We start from the raw sequence: 22,201 nt of genomic DNA, 5'->3' as shown, positions 1-22,201 counted from the left end.
TCTCCTTAGCGTAGATCTTCGGCGGGCAACGAGGCGCTCATCGAAGAAAAGGTGAAGTTCGTGCCCAATGTCCCCGCATCCGAGGCCCCCGCGAGCACCGCCAACCGCCCCAAGGGCGAAATGAATTCAAAGGTCAAATCATCAATCTCGACCGTGACAACCGGCGCATAAGGCGCGCCGACGCGGTTGAGGTTTTCGTCGTAGCTATAGCTAAAGCGCAGGTTCGAGATCTGCGCGTTCGCCGGCATCAAGGGCGCGACACGTACCCAGATCCGCGCCGCATCCGCCTGCGACGCAGCGCCCAGACAGCTGACCGTCTCGGCGGCATCGCACAGGCCGTTGCGGGCGGAGCATCTCGTGCCATTTGGCAAATCGACCCAAAGCGTTCCCGTAATCAAACTGCGCGAGACCACCGTCTCGACACCGTCACACATCGCGGGCGAGACAACCGCCATGCGCACCGCCATCTCTGTTGCTTTTTGGGCTAGGACGCTCGTGAACCCGAGACGGGCGAAATCGATAATTCCGAAGAACAAGAACAGGAAGATCCCGATCACAAGGGCGAATTCGACAAGCGTCGCCCCCTCCTCATTGCGCGCGAATTGGCCCAGGCGCGCGCTCATGCTCCGATGATCCGCGTTTGGTCGCTAACGGAGGTCGAGGCGCTATCAAGCGTGAGGCCGACAAGCGCGAAGAAACCGCCGAAAGGATAATCGATGCGGAGCTGGGCGGTTACGGTGGCCACCGCAGTTGTTCCGCCCTGATAGCCGCTAGCGCACGATAGATCCGCCGAGACGGCCGTGACCTCAACGCCCGCAGGGAAGACCGTGCCGCCGTCGCGCGCCTGCGCTATGATCGCGCTCAGCTCGGCCTCCCATTGCGAGAGCGAGCCGCCCTGCGTACAAATATCCGTATCAACCGCGCGCGAGATGTAGCGCGCCGCATCGCGAACCCCCGACACCGTTGCCTGATACGCCCAAAACAGGCGCGCGCCCTCAATGGAGAGCCCGATGAACAAAAGCATCATCGGCAAGACCAACGCAAATTCGACAAGCGCCGCGCCGCTGTCCTCGCGCGCAAAGCGCCGCGAAATCTGGACAAGCCGGGAGATCGGCGAAGGAAGGGCACGGATCATTCGACGAGCCTCACGATTTCGTTGACTTCAGTGCCCAGATTTCCTTCGCCGCACTCCCCCCCCAAACACGCCGTGACCTCGACGCTGAGCAGGCCGTTTTCAGAGGGGCCCAGCGCAAACACTTCGAGATAGGCTTGCACCGGCGGGGTGACATTTGTGCCGTTGATCCCGCCGCCCGAGCAATCGATCCCTGCGACGACCATCAAGCGGCGGTCGGTCTCGGCCTGTGTTGCGGGCGCGCACAGCTTGGGGATGAAACTCGTCACCCCGCCAACAACGCCCCCGACCACGCCGCCCACAAGGCCGCCCAAAGCGCCGCCGACGGTCGATCCGACCGTGCCAACCGTGCCCGTGACCGCTCCGACGACATTTCCAACCAGCCCGCCCGATTGTGCGGAGGCCGCAACTTCCGCCTGGTAAAAATCAAACCGTGTGGTCGCGGAAACGGCCGGGTCGGTGCCGTTGTAATGCGCCTCGATATAGGCCGCGCGGCCCGCGCTCCAATCGCCGTCGCCCTGAAGGCTGCACGATCCCGCGCTCAAACAATCATCCGTGGGCAAACCTAAATCGGCCTGCCCCGAGGCGGCAACATTGGGGATACAAAGGCCAGCCGATGTTGTCAGCCCCGCCAGAACATTTGGCGCGCCCGCAAAATTGCTATCGCCCGAGAGGCTCGCGGCGAGTCCGTCAAAGATGCCAAGCCGCGTATCAATCGCCTCAAGCAGGCCCGACGCATCAACATCCGCTGAAATCGTCAGCCCCCCCTGCCCGATGCAGGCCGTCTCGGGCGCGCGCGCCGCAACAAGGCACGCGTCGAGCGCCCCCCCCAACAGCCCTGCGCAAACCGATAATCCATCCAGCGTCGAGGCGAGCGTATCGGTGAGCGTGTCGACAACGGCGATGTTGCCCGGGACCAATGCGCCGATATTGACGGAGGCTTCAAGCTCCAGCGTGGTGCCGATGGCGGCTGCCGCATCGAAGTCGACGCTTGGCAAGCACACTGCCACCGGCGCGACATTGCACGCCTCAAAGGAGAGCCCCGCAACCGAGCTGGCCGCGACCTGCGAATTCGCAGATTGCTCGCCCGTCGCGGACGTGAAGATCGCCCCGAAACCGGCCGTCACCTCATGGTCATGAACCACCGCCTCGACATAGCGCGCGCGGTAAGGACTATCGGTTTCAAAATCTGCCGCCCGCGTGAAAGCGCCGGCGTCATCGGGGCGATAAAACGTCAGAGTTATGTCTTGCGCGTCCAGCTCGGCGTTACCCGCGGCATAGGATTGCGTATCGGCAATCAACTCGGCCGCAGCGGCGCGCGCACGCGTCAAGGCATCGGCGCCGCCGTTCAGCTCGGCCGCCGCAGCAAGGCTTACGCTGTCGGAAAAGGATTGTAATTCCGCCTGTGTGGTCGCCATGCGACCGGTATCAAAAATCAACGCCATCAAACCGAAAAACACCACGAGCGCCATCGCGAAGAAGACGAGAATTCCGCCATCTTCAGCGCGCAAGAAGCTGTGTGTTTGGGGGGCGCGTTGCATGAAAATATCCGTAAAATAAGGGCCCCGACCGGAACGGCTGCTCCGGTCGGGGCAGTGAGCGTGGCGCCTTAGCTGCCTGAAGTCGACGTGAAGATCGCGTTTGCTTCTTCGACTTCGCCCTTCACATTGCCCGCCAATGTCGAGAGCGCTGTCGCCCCAACGATGACGGCAAGGCCCAAAGCAACGCCGTATTCGACGAGGGTCGCGCCCTCCTCATCACGGCGAAAACGAGCGACGAAAGCGGTGAGTGTGTTGGTCATAGAGGTGTTCCTTATAGAGGGCGCGGACGGGCCGCAGGTGGGTCGATATTTGGTTTGCGAGATGCTCAGCGCCTCTCGGATAAGATGAAGTTACCCTATCCGTTCGTATAAGGTCGTCGTTCATATGGATGAGGCGACGCGGCCATTTCAGGGCATTTTCGATCGCTTGTGTCACGATGCAGGCAGAGGCCGCGAAACTCGCCCCAAACCTGCCACCAAATACACCTCACGCGTGTGATCGCGGGGTGTCGTAACGGCAGCCTATTGATCGGCCTGAGGGCTTTGCCCTTTGAGTTGAATTGCGGTAAATTCGCATGACGTTTACGGAAGCCGAGTGTTCAATATGATGCCAGTTTTAAGCCAGTTCGGCCCGCATGACAGATCTCAGATCGCATCCTTCAGTCAGTCGAATGACTTTGCCGCCCGATTGACGAGCGCCTTCGCACTGGTGACGGATTGGTCCGCCGCCATGGCGGGAAACATCCGCTTTGAAAATGTCGTCACGACCCTCGCGCATCAAGTCGGTGCGGCCCGATGCGGGGTGTACCGGTTTTCGCGTCTGGACGGGAAGATCCAGCCAATTGTGACTGTCGCGCGGGAAATCCCCGAAGCCTCAGAGAAGACCGTGCCTGATGGTCTCTCCGTTTTAACAGGCAGCATGTTGCGTTTCATGCTGGGGTTTGATGCCGCGCAGATTGCCGCGGGCGGGATTTTGCGCCTCACCAACCTGCGCGAGGAGCCTGCATTCAACGATAGCGAGATAGCGCGACTATGGGATGCGGCCCCAGACATCGCCCAAGCCAGCGTTTTGATTATGGATGTGACGGAAAAGAAGATTGATATGGTCGAAATCCTCTACACCGCGCCGCCCGATTATAGCGTCGACCTGCCCGCGCCGATCTTGGCAGGGGCGCTTGCCGAGGCATGGGCTTTGCGCACGCCGGGAGTGATCCTCGGGCTCATCGGGAAATACGGTGTGAAAAAACGCCTCGCGCCCGATAGCTTCGAAAGCCATATTCTCAGCCCGAATAACCCATTCGCGCTCAGCCGCAGTCAGCAAAAAGTCTGTCAGTTGCTGGCTGCGGGACAAAAGGCGAATGACATCGCAACCCTGTTAGGCGTGTCGATCACCACCGTGCGCAGCCACCTCAGCCAGATCTACGCGAAGACTGGCACAAGCGGTCAAATCGAAATACTTGCGCTGATCAACGCGGGGGCAAGGGTGACTGCCCCATAGGCCGCGTCGCCTGCAATGGGAAAAGGGCGACCCGTTGGCCGCCCTTGTTCAGCTATCGTGCCCTGCGAGACTTACGCGGCGATATGGATAACCCGCTTGCCGAAGGCTTCTCCGCGCAACAGGCCGATGAAAGCCTCCGGCGCGGCGTCCAGACCGTCGATCATTTCCTCCCGGTATTTGATCGCGCCCGACTTGACCCATGCGCCCATCTGCTCGGCAAACTCGCCGTAATGCTGGCCGAAGTCGTCAAAGACGATGAAGCCGCGCATCGTGATCCGTTTGCGCAAAATCTGGCCCATCAAATAACCCATCCGGTCAGGGCCGTCCGGAAGCGATGTCGCGTTATAGCCAGAGATCAGGCCACAGACGGGAACGCGTGACGCGGGATTTAACAGTGGCAGGACCGCGTCGAACACTTTGCCGCCGACGTTTTCAAAGTAGATATCGATGCCCTGCGGGACGGCTTTCGCCAATGTCTGCGCGAAGCCCTCGGCTTTATAATCGATGCAGTCGTCAAACCCCAGCACCTCGACCACGTGACGGCATTTCTCCGCCCCGCCCGCGATGCCCACAACCCGTAGGCCGAGTTGTTTGCCGACCTGCCCGACCGTCGCGCCGACAGGGCCGCTAGCGCCCGCCACAACCAGCGTCTCGCCTGCTTTAGGTTGGCCGATCTGTGTGAGCCCTGCCCATGCCGTCAGGCCTGGCATGCCCAAAACGCCCAACGCCCAAGACGGCTTGTCGGGCGATTTGCCCATATTGATCACGCCCGCGCCATTCGAAATCGCGTAATCCTGCCAGCCGCCAAACGCGACAACCCAATCGCCCGTCTCAAATCCCTCGATATGCGATGTCACAACCTGAGCGACCGTACCGCCGACCATGACGCCGCCAATCTCGACGGGCGCGGCATAGGACGGCGCATCCGACATCCGGCCCCGCATATAGGGATCGAGCGAAAGATATTCGTTACGCAACAGCATCTCGCCCGCCTTCGGCTCAGGGATATCGACTGTCTCAAGGCGCAAGGTGTTCGATGTGGGCTCGCCGTTCGGGCGCTCGTTCAAGACGAAACGGCGGTTGTGCGTGGTGGATTGTGTCATTTGAAATTCCTTCATTGGACAATCGCGGCGGGGCCGTGATTGAGAGAGGTGAATTAGACCGATTGACTAGTAAGCGGAACGAGAGGGCGTCTTTACCCGACACGGATGCCGGAGATAGAGGCAGTTAAAGGGACGTGACGACGGCAGCTTCGAAGCCGTCAGAGGGCTCAGTGGTTGGCGGGTCAAGCGTTGGGGGCTTGAGCGTTGCGACAGGCAAAAGCGCGCGTGTCTGGCGCAGAGCGCCCGCAAGCGGCGCAGCGTCTTGCGACAGATGCGCCATCAAACTCGCGCCGAGCCAGATTTGGTAGAGCGTGACCGCGAGCGCATCTGGCTCGCTGACCCCCGCCACCGATCCATCAGCTTGCGCCTTACGCAAAGCGCCACCCAACCGCGCAACGATCCTCTCGACTCCGCCTTGCAGCACCGCGCGCATCGCGGGCGAGAGATCAGAAATTTCCGCCGCGAGCTTGACGATCAGGCATTTACGATCGGCAGGCCCGTCCCCTTGGCGCAGATGCCATGCTTCGAAATAGCGCAAGATCTGATCGCGTCCGGTGAGCGTATCATTGCCAAGGCTGGTGCCGATCTCCGCGCTATATCCGTTGACGTAATGCTCCAACAGAGCCACCCCGTAATCCTCTTTCGAGGAAAAGTAGTGATAGAATGACCCTTTGGGAACTTCGGCGGCGGTCAACAGTTCCGTCAGACCCACCGCAGTGAATCCGCGCTGGGCGGTGAGACGGCGACCGGTGTCGAGGATATGAAGACGTGTGTTGCTCATAGGCTCGATATAGGGTCGCTAGACCGATTGTCTAGTGGCGGCGGGCGAAGTTTTCTACCGAAGCGCGCGTGGCCTTCACACGACACAGAAAGCACGCGCGGATGCCCCCGCGCGTGCTGATGTTTGCTTCATAAAAAGGCGGAATTTGCCAGCCGGTCGCAACGCAGAGACAAATTCGCGTCAGGCATCCACCTTGAACATCGCGTCGAACTCTTGACGCAGAAGGTTCTTTTGCACCTTGCCCATCGTGTTGCGCGGCAATTCGGCAACCTCGACAAGGGTCTTGGGCTGTTTAAACTTCGCGAGGCTCTCGCCCATTGCCGCCTTGATCGCGTCGAGATCAGGTTTCGCCCCCGCGCGCGGCACCAAGACGCCCACGACAGCCTCCCCGAAATCAGGATGTGGCACGCCGATGACCGCACTTTCCAACACGCCCTCTTGCTCATCGAGGATCAACTCGATCTCCTTGGGATAGACATTATAGCCGCCCGTGATGATCAAATCCTTCTGTCGGCCAACGATACTGATATAGCCATCCGCATCGATCTGCCCGATGTCGCCCGTTATGAAGAAGCCGTTTTCACGCAGCTCCTCACGGGTTTTCTCCGGCATTTCCCAATAGCCTTTAAACACATTCGGTCCCCGCACCTCGATCATGCCCGCGGTTCCACGCGGCACTTCCTCGCCTGTGTTCGGATCGGTGATTTTCACCTCGACACCTTGCAACGGGAAGCCAACCGTCCCCGCGCGGCGCTCGCCGTCATAGGGGTTGGAGGTGTTCATATTTGTCTCGGTCATCCCGTAGCGCTCCAGAATCCGGTGCCCTGTGCGCCCCTCAAATTCCTCATGCGTTTCAGCCAGCAGCGGCGCCGAGCCGGAGGTGAACAGACGCATATGGGCCACCAGATCGCGCGTGAACTCGGGCGAATCCAAAAGCCGTGTGTAGAATGTCGGCACACCCATCATCGTGGTCGCCTGCGGTAGGAACTTCAGCGCCTGATCCACCTTGAACCCAGCAAGGAAGATCATGCGCCCGCCCGCCCGCAGGACGACATTTGTTGCGACAAACAGACCGTGCGTGTGGAAAATCGGCAGCATATGCAAAAGCACATCTTGATCCGTGAAGCGCCATTCCGCCATCAGCACATCGCAGTTGGACAACAAGTTCGCCTGCGTCAGCATCGCCCCCTTTGATCGCCCCGTCGTGCCAGAGGTGTAGAGGATCGCCGCGAGATCATCCGCCGCGCGCGCAACCGGTGTGAAGCTTGGGCCGATGAGCCGCGCAATATCGGTCAGGCTGCCCTCCCCCAATGCGTCGAGCGTTTCAAACCGCGCACCGTTGCGCGCCGCGACCTGCGCGAGCTCGTCTTGCTTGTCAGGCGCGCCCACCAGCAACGCCGCGCCGGAATTTGCGACGAAATACTCCACCTCCGCCGCCGTATAGGCCGTATTGAGCGGCAAAAACACAATCCCCGCCGCAAGCGCCCCGCAATAGAGCGCCAGCGCTTGCGCGGATTTGTCGATCTGGACCGCGAGGCGATCCCCCGGTTTAAGCCCCAAACTGCAGAGCGCCGCCGCGTAGGAAAGCGCTTTGGCATGCAGCTTTGCACCGGTCATCTCGGCGCCCGTGCTATCCGTCAAAACGGGTGTCGTGCGATTGGCGAGCGGGGCGATGAGCGCATCGTAAAGCGGGTTGGTCATGAGGATTTTCCTGTCATTTCGCTCTGCTCGACCAGAGCCTTCACCTGTTTCGAGAGTGTCACTTTGTTTTGGGTGACGAAGCTCTCGTTGTTCTGTTCGACCTTTGCGAGATCGTAGTAATAGTTCACCATCGCCGTGCAGGATTTGCGCAATCCATTGGGCGAGGTGTCGGCCAGTGCGTGCACATCATGCAGCGATGCGCCGTTGCTCAAATGGAACCGCGCGACGGGGTCGGCGGGCAATCCTTTGCGCCCCTTCACCTCCGCGAGGTAGTAGGCGCAAAGGCGCTTGAGGCTCGCGGTGAGAGGTTTTATCTGCGCCGCGTCACCCGTTTGCGCGGCACGCAGCAACTCGCCCGCCTCGGCATTGTCAGGCGCAATCTCCGCCAGCCACCCCGCAAAGCCCGGAACTGGCGAGAGGGTCACAAACCGCTTCACCTGCGGCAGGTCGCGCTTGAGCTCCTCGACAACCTGTTTGATCAGCGAATTGCCGAAGGAAATGCCCGCAAGCCCCGCCTGACAGTTGGAGATCGAGTAGAAGACGGCCGTATCCAGATCCGCCTCGTCCAAAGCGGCACGTTCTTCGGCCAAGAGGTCCTGCACCGAACCGGCAATGCCCTTGGTCAGCGCGACCTCGACGAAAATAAGCGGCTCCTCCGCCATCGCCGGATGGAAGAACGCGAAACAGCGGCGATCCACGGGGCGAAGGCGGCGTTGAAGATCATCCCAATCATCGATCGCATGAACCGCCTCATATTCGATGATCTTCTCAAGGATGTTCGCAGGGGTCCGCCAGTCAATCGGGCGCAACACGAGGAAGCCCCGATTGAACCAGCTTGCGAATAGGTGCCGGAAATCAGGATCAATCACGGCCAAATCGGGCTCGTCCTTGATCATGCCAAGCAAATCCAGCCGCATCCGCACAAGGTCTTGCGTGGCACCTGTCGCCTGATTGAGGCGGCGCAGCAACTCCTGTCGGCGCGGCTCCGCCTCGCGGCACAGCTTCGCGAGATTGGCCGCATCGCGCGTCTCGCCGTAGGCTTTGGCCGCCTGCGCGACCGCCTCCGTATCCAAATCAAGATCGGTGGCGAGATAGCGGAAGAAATCGCGCCGCCCGTCGTGATCCAATGAGCGATATTTGCCCAGCACCTCGCGCGCCAGCCGCGTCCCCGACACCTCCCCTTGCGGCGATAAAAGTGCGGTGCACAGATCGATCATCGGGACGCGGCTGGCATTGGACGGCTTGCCCATGCCACGCTCAAACAAGGTCGACATTATGTCGGAAAAGAAGGTGATATGGCTCACGTTTAGGTCTCCTTACATTGGCCCCATCACTGCGTCAGGCAGCCAAGTCGCCAGTTCCGGCACGAAGCACAGGATCAAGATCGCCAAGAACATGCAGCCAACATAGGGCAACGAGCCCAACAGGATGGTTTTGAGGGGGATTTTCGGCGCAATCGAATTGATCACGAACAGGTTGAGGCCAACAGGCGGCGTGATGAGGCCGATTTCCATGTTGATCGTCAGGATGACTGCGAACCAGTATGGGTCGAATTGCGCGGCCTCCAAGATCGGCATCAAGATCGGCGCGGTCATCAAGATCACAGCCACAGGCGGCAAGAAGAAACCCGCAACAAGCAAGAAAAGGTTGATAATCCCCATCAGCACCCAACGGTTTACCGCCAGATCCGCGATCCATTGCGCCACCGATTGCGTGATGAACAATGACGACATCATGTAGGAGAACACCCCCGCGGCCGCCATGATGAACAAGATCATCACCGATTCCCGCGTGCTGTCGCGCAGCACCGCCCAGATCGAGCGCGGATTCCACATCCGGTAGATTACAATCGCCATCCCGAGGCACAAGATCGCCCCAACCGCCGCCGTCTCCGACGTCGTCGCGATCCCGCCATACATCGCGTAGAGAACTCCGATGATGACGATCACGAAAGGCACGACCCGCGGCAAAATTTCGAGCTTTTCTTTGAGCGAATAGCTGCGCGGCGACAGCACGGCCGCATTCCCAGAGCGCCAAGTCGCATAGATCGACCACGCCATGAACAGCACCGTCAGCAGCACCCCCGGCAAAATACCCGACAAGAACAAACGGCCGATAGAGGTCTCCGTCGCGATCCCGTAGACGATCATCGTGACCGAAGGCGGGATCAAGATCCCCAATGTGCCGCCCGCCGCAATCGAACCTGCGGCCACGCCGTCAGGATACCCCCGTTTTTGCATCTCGGGGATGCCCATTTTTCCGATTGCCGCACAGGTCGCCGGGCTAGATCCCGACATTGCGGCGAACAAGGCGCACGCGCCGAGATTGGAGACCACGAGCCCACCGGGCACGCGGGTCAACCATCGCTCCAGCGCCTCAAACAAATCCGCGCCCGCCCGCGTAGACGCGACCGCCGCGCCCATGATGATGAACATCGGGATTGAGAGGATGGTGAAGCTGTTGAGATCGGCGAAGAAAATCTCCGGCATCATTTCAAGCGAGCGCGAGCCGTCGAAGATGAGCAGGAACAACGCAGACACAATCAGCAAGCCAACCGCAACCGAAACGCCAGAGAATAGAATAAAGATCGTCGAGACAGCGACGAGAAGACCAAGAGCCAGCGGATCCATATCAGCTTTCCCCCATGCCAAATGCGGTGTCTTCGCCAATGACCAGCGCCACCAGATCCGCAATCAACTGCAACAAGAACAGGCCAAATCCGATTGGTAGCGTGAGATAGGGAATCCACAGCGGCGGGCCCCAGACTGTCGGTGATTTCCAGCCGCGCTCGAACGCTTGATGCCAGACATCGAAACTATACCAAGCCACCAATGCGATCACCGCAATCGACGCGATCATCACGACATAGGCGAGGTGGATACGGATATGCGGCGGCAACATCATCGGAATGAGATCAACATTCACATGCCCGCGCAGCGTTTGCACATAAGGCAAACCAATCGTCGCTGCGCCGATCATCAGATAGATCACCGCCTCGGTTTGCCAGATTGTTGAATTGCCCATGACCGCACGATCAAAGATCATATGGCAGGTCACAAAAAGCGCGATGACCGTGAACGCAGCCGCGATCCATCCGCAGACGGTCGACACAGCACGCACGCCCCGCACGAAGCCGTTGCATGTCGGCGGCGCGACCGGTTGGGTTATGTGAGACATCGGCCCCTCCCTGAAAAAAACGCCCGCGCCGCGAGATTACGGCACGGGCTTGTGTCTCACTCTACCGAAAGTGCCAGATCGAGAAGCTCTTTGCCGCGGCCCTCAAACGAGGTGTAGGAGCTGGTCTCGGCCACGGCGCGCCATGCGTCAAAATCGTCTTGCGTCATCTTCGCAATCTCAACTCCGGCTGCCGCGAAGATCTCCTCGGATTCGAGATCCTCCTTGGCCGCCTCCTCAAGATAATACGCCTCAGCCTTTGCCGATGCGGCCATCAAGGCCTCTTGCTGCTCGGGCGTGAGGTCGTCGAAGGTCGTTTTGTTGATCATCATCGGCTGGTACATGAACCAAAGCGCGACATCGCCCGCAGGGGTGTAGCATTTCGCAAGCTCTTGCAGGCGGAATGACACGAAGGACGATGATGAGGTATTAAGGCCCTGCAACACGTTTTGCTGCATCGCGTTATAAGCTTCCGAGGACGGCATCGAGGCGATGGACGCGCCCGCGGCCTGCATCATCTCCTCAAAGCCCTTGCCCGCTGCGCGCACCGTCATGCCCGACACATCTTCGGGGCGCCGGATGCACTCACCTGTGCTCGCGAAACCGCCCGCCAAATAGCCATGAACCAGCGTTTTCACATCATCGCCATTCAGGATCTCCTCGATCCCCTCCATGAACGGCGAGGCTGAAAGACGCGCCGCATGGGCGTGGCTTTTTACGAGTCCCGGCATCAGCGTCAGGTTGAATTCAGGATGCTGACCCCCAGCATAGGACAGCGGCAGAACCGTCATGTCCAACTGGCCGCGGGTCAGCGGGGTATATTGCTCTGTCGCTTTGAACAAAGATCCTGACGGGAAAATCTTGATCGTCAGGTCGACATCCGCCGCGGCGACGTCATCGGCCACCATCTGCGCGATTTTGTGGCGCAGATCGCCCGGGGCGAATTGATGCGACAGCCGCAATTCCGTGGCCGACGCCGCCTGCGCGCAAAGCGCAATGCCCGCCGTCGCGAGCGCGGTGGTGAACATGCGTGTTTTCGTGAAGGTCATATTTTTCGTCAAAGTCATCGAAGTCTCCTCCCAAAGTCCTCAAGTGATCTGTGAGCAGTCTGACCGAGGGGCAATACTGTGTCAATTATATTGTATGCAAGAACTTAAAGTTTGCACTCACACGAGAATCGTATTGCCGAGATACATAATATCGTGCGGATCTTTCTCAGCGTCACCGCGTTGGGCTTTGCGATACACAGCCCAAGATGCCACAGTGCGGCGAACCGCGCCTAAAAACGGTCGTCCCGAAACGGAATGTCCGGACCTAGCTTTTGAGAAAATCGGGCCAAGACATCAAATCTTCGAAAGACTGACATGCTCCACAGCTATGATGGTGGAAACCGAGCAAGGACTGACCCGATGGAATTTGACGAAGGCCGGACGTGTTGGCGCGTGGAACGTGCGACTTCCCTTAGCCTGATCATAGACGGAAAAGAGTATTTTCGTGCGCTGCGCGAGGCTTTGATCCAAGCACGTCACCGCGTCTTGATGATCGGCTGGGATTTCGATTTCGGAATAGAGATGTTGCCGGGCGAGAGCGATGATGACGGCAATGCGCCCGACGGGCTCCCCAATCGCATCGGAGCGTTTTTGGATGAGCTGGTGTCGCGTTGCCCCCAGCTCGATATCTATTTGCTGCAATGGAGCGGCGGCGTCGTCTTGGCGCCGGGGCAGACCGCGCCTGCCCTTCAAGTCAAATTCCTATCGCCATCGCAGGTGCATCTGGCCTTCGACGGACGGCATCCGGTTGGGGCCTGCCATCACCAGAAAATCGTTGTCGTGGATAGTATTGCGGCGTTCTGTGGCGGAATTGATGTGACGGACGGGCGGTGGGATGACCGCGACCACCGCAGCAACAATCCGCTGCGCGCAGCCAAAGACGGCTCGATCGCGCAACCGTGGCATGATGCAACGGCGGTGCTTGCGGGCCCTGCCGCCTTGGCGTTGAGCGAGCTTGCACATGCGCGGTGGGACCGCGCGAATGACGAAACCCTCGCGCCCCTGCCCCGCACCGATGACACGCTTTGGCCCGCATCGATTACGCCGCAGTTTCGCGACATCCCTGTGGCCATCGCACGCACCGAGCCGCCGCAACCCGACAGCGGCGCGATTTGCGAGATTGAGGCGCTGTATCTCGACGCAATCGCATCGGCGCGCGAGTATATCTATTTCGAGTCGCAATATTTCTGCGCCGATACGCTCACTGCGGCCCTGAAGTCACGGCTCGCCGAGGAGGACGGCCCCGAGATCATCGTTATCAACCCTTTGAAATCGCAAAACAGGCTCGAAGATATTGCGATGAACGTCCCGCGCGACAAGATGATCCGCGCGTTGCAAGCGGCCGACAAGCACGGACGGTTTGCGATTTTTTCCCCCACGAATGACGCGGGCGAAGACATTTACGTGCATGCGAAAATCGTGATTTCGGATGGGAAGTTTTTGCGGGTGGGCTCCAGCAATATTGACCGCAGGTCGATGGGGTTTGATACCGAATGCGATATCGCGGTGCTGGCATCGGATCAGGCCGAGCAAGACGCGATTACCGCGCAGCTTCATGCGCTCCTCGCCGAACATCTGGGGATGCACCAACAGGAAATCGCGCAGGCACGGGCAAAACACGGCAGCCTCCTCAAAGCAATCGCCGCGCTTCAGGAGGGGACGCCCCCCACCAATCAACGCGGATTGCGGCCGCTCCGCCCGCGACGCCGCGCACCCGTGCTGGAATGGCTCGCCCACACCCGGATCTTTGACCCGCGCTATCAACGCAGCGCTGCATCGCGCATCGGGATCAGCAGTCGGCACATCCTCCTCGCCGCTGGTGCCCTCATCGCGCTTTTAATCGCTTACCTCATCACGTGATGGCTGATCCAGCTGTTCGATCCCCGTCAGGAGCGCGCGGGGTCACAAGTGACGCGACAGCCCCCGAAGCCGCACCGATGAGCCCGCGCGCATCAGTGTCCCGACGCCGGACTTGATGCTCGGCGGGCGCTTTCTGGGAGTCGGTAGATGTGGGTGTAGTGGCGATCCCGGGAGGACTCGAACCCCCGACCAGCCGCTTAGAAGGCGGCTGCTCTATCCAGCTGAGCTACGGGACCACTCTGCGCGACCGTTTTGCGCGAATGAGGGCGAAAGGGCAAGAGGGACGATGCGCAAAAGCTTAGAGGGCGCGTGTCATAAACACCGAGTTGGGATCAAGCCGGTAGTCGCCGAAAGGCGGACATTCCTCAAACCCCTCCGAGAGATAAAGGCCGCGCGCCGCAATGAAGCTCGGTTGGACGCCGGTCTCTAGCGAGAGACGTTCGATGCCCTCGAATCGCGCTTGCGCAATCAAGTCGCGCAGAAATTGGCGCGCAAGCCCCCTGCCCCGTGCCTCTTGCAGGACATGCATCGATTTGATCTCCGCATGAGCCGCGCTCAGCAGTTTCCACGCGCCCATCGCCAAAGGCTTCCCCGACTCGCGCAACACAAAGAAAGCGATATCGGGTCGTTTCAACCCGCTCGCCGGGATCATATGCACGGATTCGGGCGGAGTATCGCAGTTCATCGCCTCCGTATGGCGTTCATGCAACAGCGCGAGATCGGGCTGGGTCGGGTCTTCGCGTTCAAGCGTCATCATCTCATTACGTCTTTCTTGCCGCCCGACATCGGGCAGTTCTCGGGGCCGATAGTCGGAGGCGTCAGCGGCGGCGTCAAGCCTCAGTCGGACAGCACAAGCAGATCCTGGGCGTTCAAGCGCAGATCCACCTCCGCGCCGATATGCGGCGGTGCGGCGCTCGGGCTGTTGAAGGTATCAAAGGCCAGGGTCTCGCCCCCCGCCAAAGCCGTGATCCGGATGACGGAGCCGAGAAAATCAACGCCCGTAATCAAAGCAGGCATCACCAGATCCCCTTGCGTCAGCGAGATCGCCTCGGGGCGCGCGGCAAGCGTCACGGGCCCGGCGGGGAGCGGTCGGCCCAGTGTAATATCCTGCCCCGCCAACCGGATACCGCCCGTCGCCGTATCCACGACCTTGCCTGTCAACGTGTTCAGCGTACCCACGAACTGCGCCACGAAGCGCGTGGCGGGTTGGTTGTAAATCTCGAACGGGGTGCCGACCTGATCCGCAACGCCGCCATGCATCACCACGATCCGATCCGACATTGACAGGGCTTCTTCTTGGTCATGCGTGACGAAAATCGTCGTAATCCCAAGACGTTTCTGGATCTCGCGGATCTCATTGCGCAACGACACGCGAATCTTTGCGTCAAGCGCCGAGAGTGGCTCGTCGAGCAAAAGCACCTGCGGGCGCGGCGCGAGGGCCCGCGCCAAGGCGACACGCTGCTGCTGCCCACCCGAGAGTTGATAAGGATAACGCCCGCCCAAATCGGGCAGGCCGATCAGATCCAGCATCTCTTGCACGCGGGCAAGGCGCTCAACCTTCGGCGTGCCTTTAACCTTCAACCCGAACGCAACATTCTCCGCCACCGTCAAATTCGGGAACAGCGCATAGGATTGGAAGACCATCCCGATATTGCGCTGATTAGGTTTGAAACCCGTGACATCAGCGTTATCGATCGTGATACCGCCAGAGGTCGGCGTTTCGAACCCCGCGACCATTCGCAGCACGGTCGTTTTCCCGCATCCCGAAGGCCCGAGCAACGACACAAACTCGCCGCGCTCGACGGTGAGCGAGAAATCCTTAACCACACGGTTGGTTCCAAAGGTTTTCTCGAGGTTTTGAAGGGTGAGAAACGTCATTTAACCGCCGGTCTGTTATGTTTGGTGAAGCGGGTGACAAGCTGGATCAGCCCCATGCACCCCCATGTTATAGCGAAGGAAATTACCGCCAAAGCGGCCGGCTCATAGGCTTTATTCGCCCCGATCAATTGCAGGTAGGGGCCGAAGGCCGGACGATTGAGAAGCGCCGCGAGAACGAATTCACCGATCACGATCGCGAAGGTCACAAACGCCCCCGAAAGAACCGCAATGAGAACGTTTGGCATGATGACCCGCGCGAGAATGGTCACCCATCCAGCCCCCAAGGATTGCGCCGCCTCCGTCAATGTTGCGACATCAATCGTGCGCAAGCCGGTATCAACGGCGCGGTACATATAGGGCAACGACAAGGTCGTATAACCGAACATCAACAGAAGATTTGTGCCCAGCGCCGAACCCGTCATCGGAAGGAACGAAGATGTGTTGTAGATACGGATATAGCCGAACACGATCACGATCGGCGGAATGACCAAGGGCATCAGCGTGACGAATTCGATGAAGGGGCGCAGCTTCGGCATCCGCAGGCGCACCCAATAGGCCGTCGGCACCACAAGCAGCATCCCGAACGCGATCGTAAATAGCGCCATTACGACAGAGAACCCGAAGGTTTGCTGGAATTGCGGATCGTTGAGAACCGCACGATACGCATCGAGACTATACTCGCCGCGTCGCATTTTGAGCGAAAATTCCAGCGTCCCCAGCAAAGGCAACAGGAAGTAAAGCGCCCCCAGAGAAAAGGCGACCCATGACCAGAACCGGCTCATTGCATCCACCTCTCGGCCCGCATGCGCAGCCAGATATAAATCGCATTGGCGATGCCGGTGATCACAATCATCCCGAAGGCCAACGCGTAGCCGAGGTGCGGATCGCCCAAGACATCTCCGCGAATTTGCGCGAACAACACAATCGGCACGATAGAAAGTGACGAGCCCGTCAGCGCGTAGGCCGTCGCCACCGCGCCAAAGGCGTTCGCGAACAACAGGGCGAACGTCCCCATCAGCGAGGGCATCAAGATCGGCAAAGCCACCAGCCGCCAGTATTGGGGGCCGGTCGCGCCCAGAACCGATGCCGCCTCGCGCCACTCACGCCGCAGCCCATCCAGCGCAGGCGTGATAATCAGAACCATCAGCGGAATTTGGAAAAACAGATAGGTGAGCGTCAGCCCCCAGAACGACAGAAGGTTAAAGCCCATCGCATAGATATTGATCCCGAACCACGATTTCAGCAAAACCGTCACAAGGCCAAGACGCCCCAGCGTCGCGAGAAACGCAAACGCCAGCGGCACCCCGGCAAAGTTGGAGGCCACGCCGGAAAACGTCATCAGCGGGCCACGGATCCATGCAGGCAAACCACCCAACGTAACGGAGGCCGCGATCCCGAACCCGATCAAACAGCCAAACAACGCCGAAGCCAGCGAGACTTTGATCGAGATCCAGTAAGAGGCCATGATCGACGGGGTAAACAGGCCTTTGAGATTGGCGAGTGTCATCGCGCCATCAGGCGTACGAAAAGCCCCCAGCACGATGTTCATCGTGGGGAGAATGAGAAACAGCAGCGTGAAGATCAGGAAAGGAAGGACCCCGAGCCAGACGCTCATGTTAAATCGACGGGATGTGGTGTGTGCCATATGGGGAATGAGCCCGCCCCGATCTGCATGAACCCTGCAAATCGGGGCGGGCCGTTATCGCTTATTGCACGTTCGCGCCGACGACAGCATCCCAGCCGCCCGTCACCGCGTCTTTATTCGCCGCTTGCTCGTCGAGCGACGGGAACACGGCCTTCTCATAGGCTGCGGCCGGCGGCAGCGCGTCGATCAAATCTTGCGGCACCTTGCCCGCCTTAACCATCGCGTTGAAGCGCGCAGGGTGGCAATACCCCTTCAGCCAGAGGTTCTGCCCCTCGTCAGAATAGATATACTCCATCCACAGCTTTGCCGCGTTTGGATGCGGCGCATAGGCCGAGATGCCCTGAACGTAGACGCCCGCAACAACACCGTTTTCAGGCACAACAACCTCAAGCGGTGGATTGCCGTTCAAGCTGTCCTTCGCCGCAAGTGCGTTGTAATCCCAGTTGATGACAATCGGGGTCGAGCCCTGCGCCAAAGTGCCAGGCTTGCCGATGACAGGCACAAAATTGCCCGTTTTGTTCATCTCGGCGAAATATTCCAAACCCTTTTGACCGGAGTCAGCACCAGGCGCGCCGCCCGCTGCCACACCGGCCGCCAAAACGGCCAGGATTGCTTGGTTCGAGGCGCGCGGATCACCCGCAAGCGCGACCATGCCGTTATATTCAGGCTTCAACAAATCCGCCCAATCGGCAGGCGTATTGTCGACCATATCCTTGTTCACCATGAACGACAGAACGCCGTAATAATCGCCGTACCAATAGCCTTCCGCGTCTTTGACTGCGTCGGGAATCTCATCCCAAGCCGCAACCTTGTATGGCTGCAAGAGGCCTTCCTCTTTCGCTGCAGGGCCGAAAGACAAGCCAACGTCGATGACGTCAGGCGCCTGCGGGCCGGTGTTGTCTTTGTTCGCGCGGATCGCTTCCAACTCGTCGGCCGAGCCTGCGTCAGGGTTGAGTTCGTTGACGGTGATCTCGGGGTATTTCGCTTTAAACCCTGCGATCACATCGCCATAGCCACACCACGAATGTGGCAAAGCGATGGTGGTCAACATGCCTTCGGCTTTCGCAGCGGCCTCAAGAGCCGCCATATCTTGCGCCTGAAGCATCGCGGTCGATGCCATCAAAGCAACCATCGCGCCAGACAGCGCTTTACCTTTAAACGTCATGGGTCTCTCCCCGTTAAAGTCCGATGTTTCGGTTATCTCAAACCGCTCAAAACGGCTGCGATAGACCTAGGCTCGGGATGTGACAGTCTTAAGACGGTTCTGATGCCGGTGTCACAAATCGCACCCACTCATCGCAGGTTTGCCGCCTTTTGAGATTCTCGCAAGAAAACTGTTACAAAATCGTCATATTTTTTAATCTGGAATAAATCTGTTCTCACTCCGCGTATCTCAGGCGGCAAGATCGACACCTCCTGATCGCGAACAGGGTTTATTCGGGCCGTCTTGCGCTATATCGCTTTGCGGGGCGGCATCGGGATCACGCCTGCGGCCGCAAGAGGGAGAAACCTGATGAAAGCCTTCACACATCGCACCGCGAGACGGGCGCAGCATCTTGTGACCGCCCTCGTCGTGTCTGCCGCGCTTCACGCACAGGCCGCGCGCGCCGATGGGGTTACGGCTTCCCAAACCGCGATCGTTGCCGTGGCGACGAATTTCAAACCCGTCGCAGATCAATTGGTAACCGCCTTTGAGGCCCATTCGGAGCATCGCATCACCCTCGCTGCGGGCTCCACCGGCAAGCTCGCCGCACAGATCTCATCGGGCGCGCCCTTCGACCTGTTTTTGTCCGCCGATGTGACGACGCCCTCACATCTGATCGAAACCGGTGATGCCGTCGCGGGATCGCAGGCGAGCTATGCTGTGGGCGCACTTTTGATGTGGGCGGGCGGCGCACCGATTACAGATCCGGTGACATCCCTTGAAGCCGCGCGCCATATCGCCATCGCGAACCCTGCCCTTGCGCCCTATGGTTTGGCCGCGCGCGAGACGCTCGCCAAGCTTCACCCGAGTTCGGCGGGCACCGTTTGGGACGCGAAAATTGTGACCGGCGAGAATATTGGCCAAGCCTACGCTTTGGTGGCGACGAAAGCCGCCGATCTCGGCTTTATCGCGGCCTCCGCCCTGCCGGATGCGGGTGCGCCCGAGGTCTGGCCCGTGCCTGCCCCGTATCACGCGCCCATCCGGCAAGATCTCGTTTTGCTTGAACACGGCGCACAAAACGAGGCCGCCAAAGCGTTCGCTACGTGGCTCGCGACACCGCAGGCAGGCGCGATCATTCAAGCGTCCGGCTACGCGTTGCCGGACGCGGCAGCCGACCAATCCGCACCATGAATGCGGCGTTGTTCTCCTCGCAAGCCTTGGCAGATGCCTTGGGTCCGCTCGCGCTCTCGGTGCAACTCGGGCTCGTGACGACGGCGGTCTTGCTTGTCCTTGCGACACCGCTGGCTTGGTGGCTATCACAAACGCGGTCGCGGCTACGTCCGTTCATCGAGACGCTCACGGCGTTACCGCTCGTATTGCCGCCCACCGTTTTGGGGTTTTACCTGTTAATCCTCTTCGCGCCTGACGCCCCTTTGGGCGGCGTTTTCAATGCGCTGACCGGATCAACCCTGACCTTTTCCTTCGCGGGGCTGGTCTTTGCCTCATGCCTTTATTCGCTTCCCTTCGCCGTGCAACCCGCGCAAGCCGCCTTCGAGGCGCTCGGCCAAGCCCCGTTTGAGGCCGCCGCAAGCCTCGGCGCCCGCCCTAGCGCGCGCTTCTTTACCGTCGCCTTACCGCTCGCGGCCCGTGGCTTGCTGACGGGCGGCGTCCTGACTTTCGCGCATACTTTGGGCGAGTTTGGCGTGGTTTTGATGGTGGGGGGCAATATCGAGGGGCGCACCAAGGTGATTTCCATCGCAATTTACGAGCATGTTGAGACGATCCAGCTCGCAAGCGCGCATCTGCTGTCGGCCCTCATGCTTGCGCTGTCTTTTGCCACGCTGATGGCCGTCTATGTGTTACGACGACCGCCGCACCGAGGGCGCAGGTCGCGCGCGGCATCCGCGCAGTCGGTGGCGCTTGAGGAAGAAGGTCCGCGCGATGCTTGATCTTGACCTCACCCTCAACGGGACCAACGCACCCCTCTTGAAAATCCGGACGCAAATCGATGCCACGGGCGTCTGTGCCCTCTTCGGGCCCTCGGGCGCGGGGAAATCGACGCTGCTGCGTGTCATCGCAGGATTGGAACGCGGGGCCCTTGGCCGCGTGACATGGGGCGGCCAAGTCTGGCAAGATGCTAACCGCTTCACCCCGCCTGAAGCGCGCCGGATAGGCTATGTTTTCCAAGAGCCGCGCCTTTTCGCCCATCTGAGCGTTTTGGGGAACCTGCGCTTCGCGCAGCGTCACGCCCGGAACCGTTTGCCCGCCGCCGGATTGCCACAGGCGCCGATGGACGCATTGGAGATGATGGGCGTCGCCCATCTCGCGAAACGCCGCCCTCATGCGTTGTCGGGGGGCGAAGCCGCGCGCGTGTCGCTCGCTCGGGCGATGATGTCAGCGCCTGAGCTGATGCTGATGGACGAGCCCCTTGCTGCGCTGGACCAGCCCCGCCGCGATCTGATCTTGCCGCTGATTGAGGACATCGCAAAGGCCCTGCCCGTGATCTACGTCAGCCATGCCCTCACGGAGGTCACGCGGCTGGCGCGCAGGATCGTGGTGCTCGATGGCGGGTTGGTGAAGGCGCAGGGCGATCTGGCCACCGTGCTGACCGATGCCACCGCCGCGCCCTATCTCGGCCCACGTGGCACCGGCGCGGTGTTGGATGCCCGCCTGCAGACCCATCATGCGGACGGTGTCAGCGAGTTTCAAACGCCCGCGGGAGCGATCATCGTCCCAAGCCAGTCGCAAACCCAGCCGGTGGGCCGGACGGTGCGTTTGCGGATCCCGGCGGCAGATGTCATGATCGCGCGGCACAAACCCGAAGCCATTTCCGCGCTCAACGTCCTGCCCGCGAAAATCATTGCGCTTGATATGTTGGAGGGCGCGGCGCTTGTCACGATGCAATGCCGCGAGGCGATCATCACCGCCCGCCTGACGCAGCGTTCGGTCAATCTGCTCGACCTGCGCGCGGGGGAAGATGTCTTCGCCATTATCAAATCAGTCGCGATTAGCGCGGGTTAGCCGCCATCTGGGGTATGTTTTCCACCGTAAGGCACCACGCCCTCACGCCCGCGGCTTGAGGAGCAAAACCCATCCCGCATAGGCGCCGACCGCCACAAATCCCGCAGCCCATGCCGTATTTCCAAGGGCAAGTTCAACAAAACCCCACACAATAGGAAACGCGACCGCAAGCAGCCTGCGCCAGCGTTTGGCGAAAAACGGGTGGTTAGGATCAATCATCATGTGACGACAGTAAATCGCGCCTGTGCGCGGCGCAAGCTGATCGGCGGGAGCCCGCAGCTAACAGGTGATTTTCTGTCACCGCTGTGCCATTCTACCCCGAGGGAGAGGAGAAACGCATGACCGATATCTCAAGTGACTTCCACGGACAGACCGTTATTTGCACCTTCGAAATGAGCCCCGCCACCGCACAAGACCTGATGGACGCGCTGCAAGACGCCTACGCCAATTGCATTCGCCATCAACCGGGCTTCATCGGCGCGGGCTTGCATATGAATGATGCCCAAACACGGATCGCGAATTATTCCAAATGGCAGCGGCGCGAGGATTACCAAGCCATGCTGCGCAACCCCGAAATGATCAAACGCAACCGTCACATCGGCACGCTTTGTCGCGGGTTCGAACCGGTAATGTACGAGGTTGCGGGGGTTTACTGACCCCCCGCACCACCCCTAA

Annotated in this window: 22 protein-coding genes and 1 tRNA gene; 6 read left to right on the top strand and 17 right to left on the bottom strand. The window is 60.0% G+C overall.

Annotation, left to right across the window (positions count from 1 at the left end):
- Window positions 1–5: 5 nt before the first annotated feature.
- The 4 genes from SJY32_RS04055 to SJY32_RS04040 all read right to left on the bottom strand — a co-directional run bounded on the left by SJY32_RS04055 (window position 6) and on the right by SJY32_RS04040 (window position 2,933).
- Window positions 6–623 carry a TadE/TadG family type IV pilus assembly protein gene (locus SJY32_RS04055; RefSeq protein ID WP_376871888.1) on the bottom strand — a complete coding sequence of 206 codons (618 nt, stop codon included), beginning with the start codon at window positions 621–623 and terminating at the stop codon, window positions 6–8.
- Window positions 620–1,135 (bottom strand): TadE/TadG family type IV pilus assembly protein, encoded by a 516-nt coding sequence (locus SJY32_RS04050; RefSeq protein WP_376871886.1) that lies wholly within the window; start codon window positions 1,133–1,135, stop codon window positions 620–622. The genes SJY32_RS04055 and SJY32_RS04050 overlap by 4 nt, the downstream gene beginning before the upstream one ends.
- A complete protein-coding gene (locus SJY32_RS04045; RefSeq protein ID WP_376871884.1) occupies window positions 1,132–2,673 on the bottom strand; it encodes a TadE/TadG family type IV pilus assembly protein in 1,542 nt (513 codons plus the stop codon). Before SJY32_RS04045 ends, SJY32_RS04050 begins: the two co-directional genes overlap by 4 nt.
- Window positions 2,674–2,741: 68 nt before the next feature.
- Window positions 2,742–2,933, bottom strand: coding sequence for a Flp family type IVb pilin (locus SJY32_RS04040; RefSeq protein ID WP_376871881.1), 192 nt, complete (start codon window positions 2,931–2,933; stop codon window positions 2,742–2,744).
- Between the two features lie 343 nt (window positions 2,934–3,276).
- Between SJY32_RS04040 and SJY32_RS04035 the strand changes: the two genes are divergently transcribed.
- Complete coding sequence (locus SJY32_RS04035; protein WP_376877562.1) at window positions 3,277–4,170, top strand: helix-turn-helix transcriptional regulator; 894 nt, start codon at window positions 3,277–3,279, stop codon at window positions 4,168–4,170.
- Window positions 4,171–4,241: 71 nt separating this feature from the next.
- Here the strand turns inward: SJY32_RS04035 and SJY32_RS04030 are convergent, their stop codons facing one another.
- The 7 genes from SJY32_RS04030 to dctP form a co-directional block, all read right to left on the bottom strand.
- A complete protein-coding gene (locus SJY32_RS04030) occupies window positions 4,242–5,273 on the bottom strand; it encodes an NADP-dependent oxidoreductase (RefSeq protein WP_376871879.1) in 1,032 nt (343 codons plus the stop codon).
- 124 nt (window positions 5,274–5,397) lie between these two features.
- Window positions 5,398–6,054 carry a TetR/AcrR family transcriptional regulator gene (locus SJY32_RS04025; RefSeq protein WP_376871876.1) on the bottom strand — a complete coding sequence of 219 codons (657 nt, stop codon included), beginning with the start codon at window positions 6,052–6,054 and terminating at the stop codon, window positions 5,398–5,400.
- Window positions 6,055–6,234: 180 nt separating this feature from the next.
- Window positions 6,235–7,755 (bottom strand): malonyl-CoA synthase, encoded by a 1,521-nt coding sequence (locus SJY32_RS04020; protein ID WP_376871873.1) that lies wholly within the window; start codon window positions 7,753–7,755, stop codon window positions 6,235–6,237.
- On the bottom strand, window positions 7,752–9,059 hold the full coding sequence (locus tag SJY32_RS04015; RefSeq protein WP_376871871.1) for a malonyl-CoA decarboxylase: 1,308 nt from the start codon (window positions 9,057–9,059) through the stop codon (window positions 7,752–7,754). The genes SJY32_RS04020 and SJY32_RS04015 overlap by 4 nt, the downstream gene beginning before the upstream one ends.
- 12 nt (window positions 9,060–9,071) lie before the next feature.
- A complete protein-coding gene (locus SJY32_RS04010; RefSeq protein ID WP_376871868.1) occupies window positions 9,072–10,385 on the bottom strand; it encodes a TRAP transporter large permease in 1,314 nt (437 codons plus the stop codon).
- 1 nt (window position 10,386) lies between these two features.
- Window positions 10,387–10,932 (bottom strand): TRAP transporter small permease subunit, encoded by a 546-nt coding sequence (locus tag SJY32_RS04005; protein WP_376871866.1) that lies wholly within the window; start codon window positions 10,930–10,932, stop codon window positions 10,387–10,389.
- A 56-nt stretch (window positions 10,933–10,988) separates the two neighbouring features.
- Window positions 10,989–11,996, bottom strand: coding sequence for a TRAP transporter substrate-binding protein DctP (dctP, locus tag SJY32_RS04000; RefSeq protein ID WP_376871864.1), 1,008 nt, complete (start codon window positions 11,994–11,996; stop codon window positions 10,989–10,991).
- A gap of 342 nt (window positions 11,997–12,338) precedes the next feature.
- On the opposite strand from dctP, the gene SJY32_RS03995 reads away from it, so the two are divergent.
- The gene (locus SJY32_RS03995) at window positions 12,339–13,838 is read left to right on the top strand and encodes a phospholipase D-like domain-containing protein (protein WP_376871862.1); all 1,500 of its coding nucleotides are present in this window, start codon (window positions 12,339–12,341) and stop codon (window positions 13,836–13,838) included.
- A 159-nt stretch (window positions 13,839–13,997) separates the two neighbouring features.
- Here the strand turns inward: SJY32_RS03995 and SJY32_RS03990 are convergent.
- The 6 genes from SJY32_RS03990 to SJY32_RS03965 all read right to left on the bottom strand — a co-directional run bounded on the left by SJY32_RS03990 (window position 13,998) and on the right by SJY32_RS03965 (window position 18,526).
- A tRNA-Arg gene (locus SJY32_RS03990) sits at window positions 13,998–14,074 on the bottom strand.
- Window positions 14,075–14,136: 62 nt separating this feature from the next.
- A complete protein-coding gene (locus SJY32_RS03985) occupies window positions 14,137–14,595 on the bottom strand; it encodes a GNAT family N-acetyltransferase (protein WP_376871860.1) in 459 nt (152 codons plus the stop codon).
- Window positions 14,596–14,675: 80 nt separating this feature from the next.
- Window positions 14,676–15,716 (bottom strand): ABC transporter ATP-binding protein, encoded by a 1,041-nt coding sequence (locus SJY32_RS03980; RefSeq protein ID WP_376871858.1) that lies wholly within the window; start codon window positions 15,714–15,716, stop codon window positions 14,676–14,678.
- Window positions 15,713–16,498, bottom strand: a complete 786-nt coding sequence (locus tag SJY32_RS03975) for an ABC transporter permease (RefSeq protein ID WP_376871856.1) — start codon at window positions 16,496–16,498, stop codon at window positions 15,713–15,715. Before SJY32_RS03975 ends, SJY32_RS03980 begins: the two co-directional genes overlap by 4 nt.
- On the bottom strand, window positions 16,495–17,331 hold the full coding sequence (locus tag SJY32_RS03970; protein ID WP_376871854.1) for an ABC transporter permease: 837 nt from the start codon (window positions 17,329–17,331) through the stop codon (window positions 16,495–16,497). The genes SJY32_RS03975 and SJY32_RS03970 overlap by 4 nt, the downstream gene beginning before the upstream one ends.
- 91 nt (window positions 17,332–17,422) lie before the next feature.
- Window positions 17,423–18,526, bottom strand: a complete 1,104-nt coding sequence (locus SJY32_RS03965; protein ID WP_376871852.1) for an ABC transporter substrate-binding protein — start codon at window positions 18,524–18,526, stop codon at window positions 17,423–17,425.
- Window positions 18,527–18,874: 348 nt separating this feature from the next.
- On the opposite strand from SJY32_RS03965, the gene modA reads away from it, so the two are divergent.
- The 4 genes from modA to SJY32_RS03945 all read left to right on the top strand — a co-directional run bounded on the left by modA (window position 18,875) and on the right by SJY32_RS03945 (window position 22,182).
- Window positions 18,875–19,696: a molybdate ABC transporter substrate-binding protein gene (gene modA, locus SJY32_RS03960; RefSeq protein WP_376871849.1), complete on the top strand. Its 822-nt coding sequence runs from the start codon at window positions 18,875–18,877 to the stop codon at window positions 19,694–19,696.
- Window positions 19,693–20,454, top strand: a complete 762-nt coding sequence (modB, locus tag SJY32_RS03955) for a molybdate ABC transporter permease subunit (protein WP_376871847.1) — start codon at window positions 19,693–19,695, stop codon at window positions 20,452–20,454. The genes modA and modB overlap by 4 nt, the downstream gene beginning before the upstream one ends.
- Window positions 20,447–21,526: a molybdenum ABC transporter ATP-binding protein gene (modC, locus tag SJY32_RS03950; protein WP_376871844.1), complete on the top strand. Its 1,080-nt coding sequence runs from the start codon at window positions 20,447–20,449 to the stop codon at window positions 21,524–21,526. Before modB ends, modC begins: the two co-directional genes overlap by 8 nt.
- 338 nt (window positions 21,527–21,864) lie before the next feature.
- Window positions 21,865–22,182, top strand: a complete 318-nt coding sequence (locus tag SJY32_RS03945) for an antibiotic biosynthesis monooxygenase family protein (protein ID WP_376871842.1) — start codon at window positions 21,865–21,867, stop codon at window positions 22,180–22,182.
- Window positions 22,183–22,201 lie beyond the last annotated feature (19 nt).

It is taken from the genome of Albirhodobacter sp. R86504 (assembly GCF_042466415.1).
GTDB lineage: Bacteria > Pseudomonadota > Alphaproteobacteria > Rhodobacterales > Rhodobacteraceae > Albirhodobacter.
The sequence above is the reverse complement of the archived record's forward strand: the minus strand, read 5'-3'. Positions and strand labels throughout refer to the sequence as shown.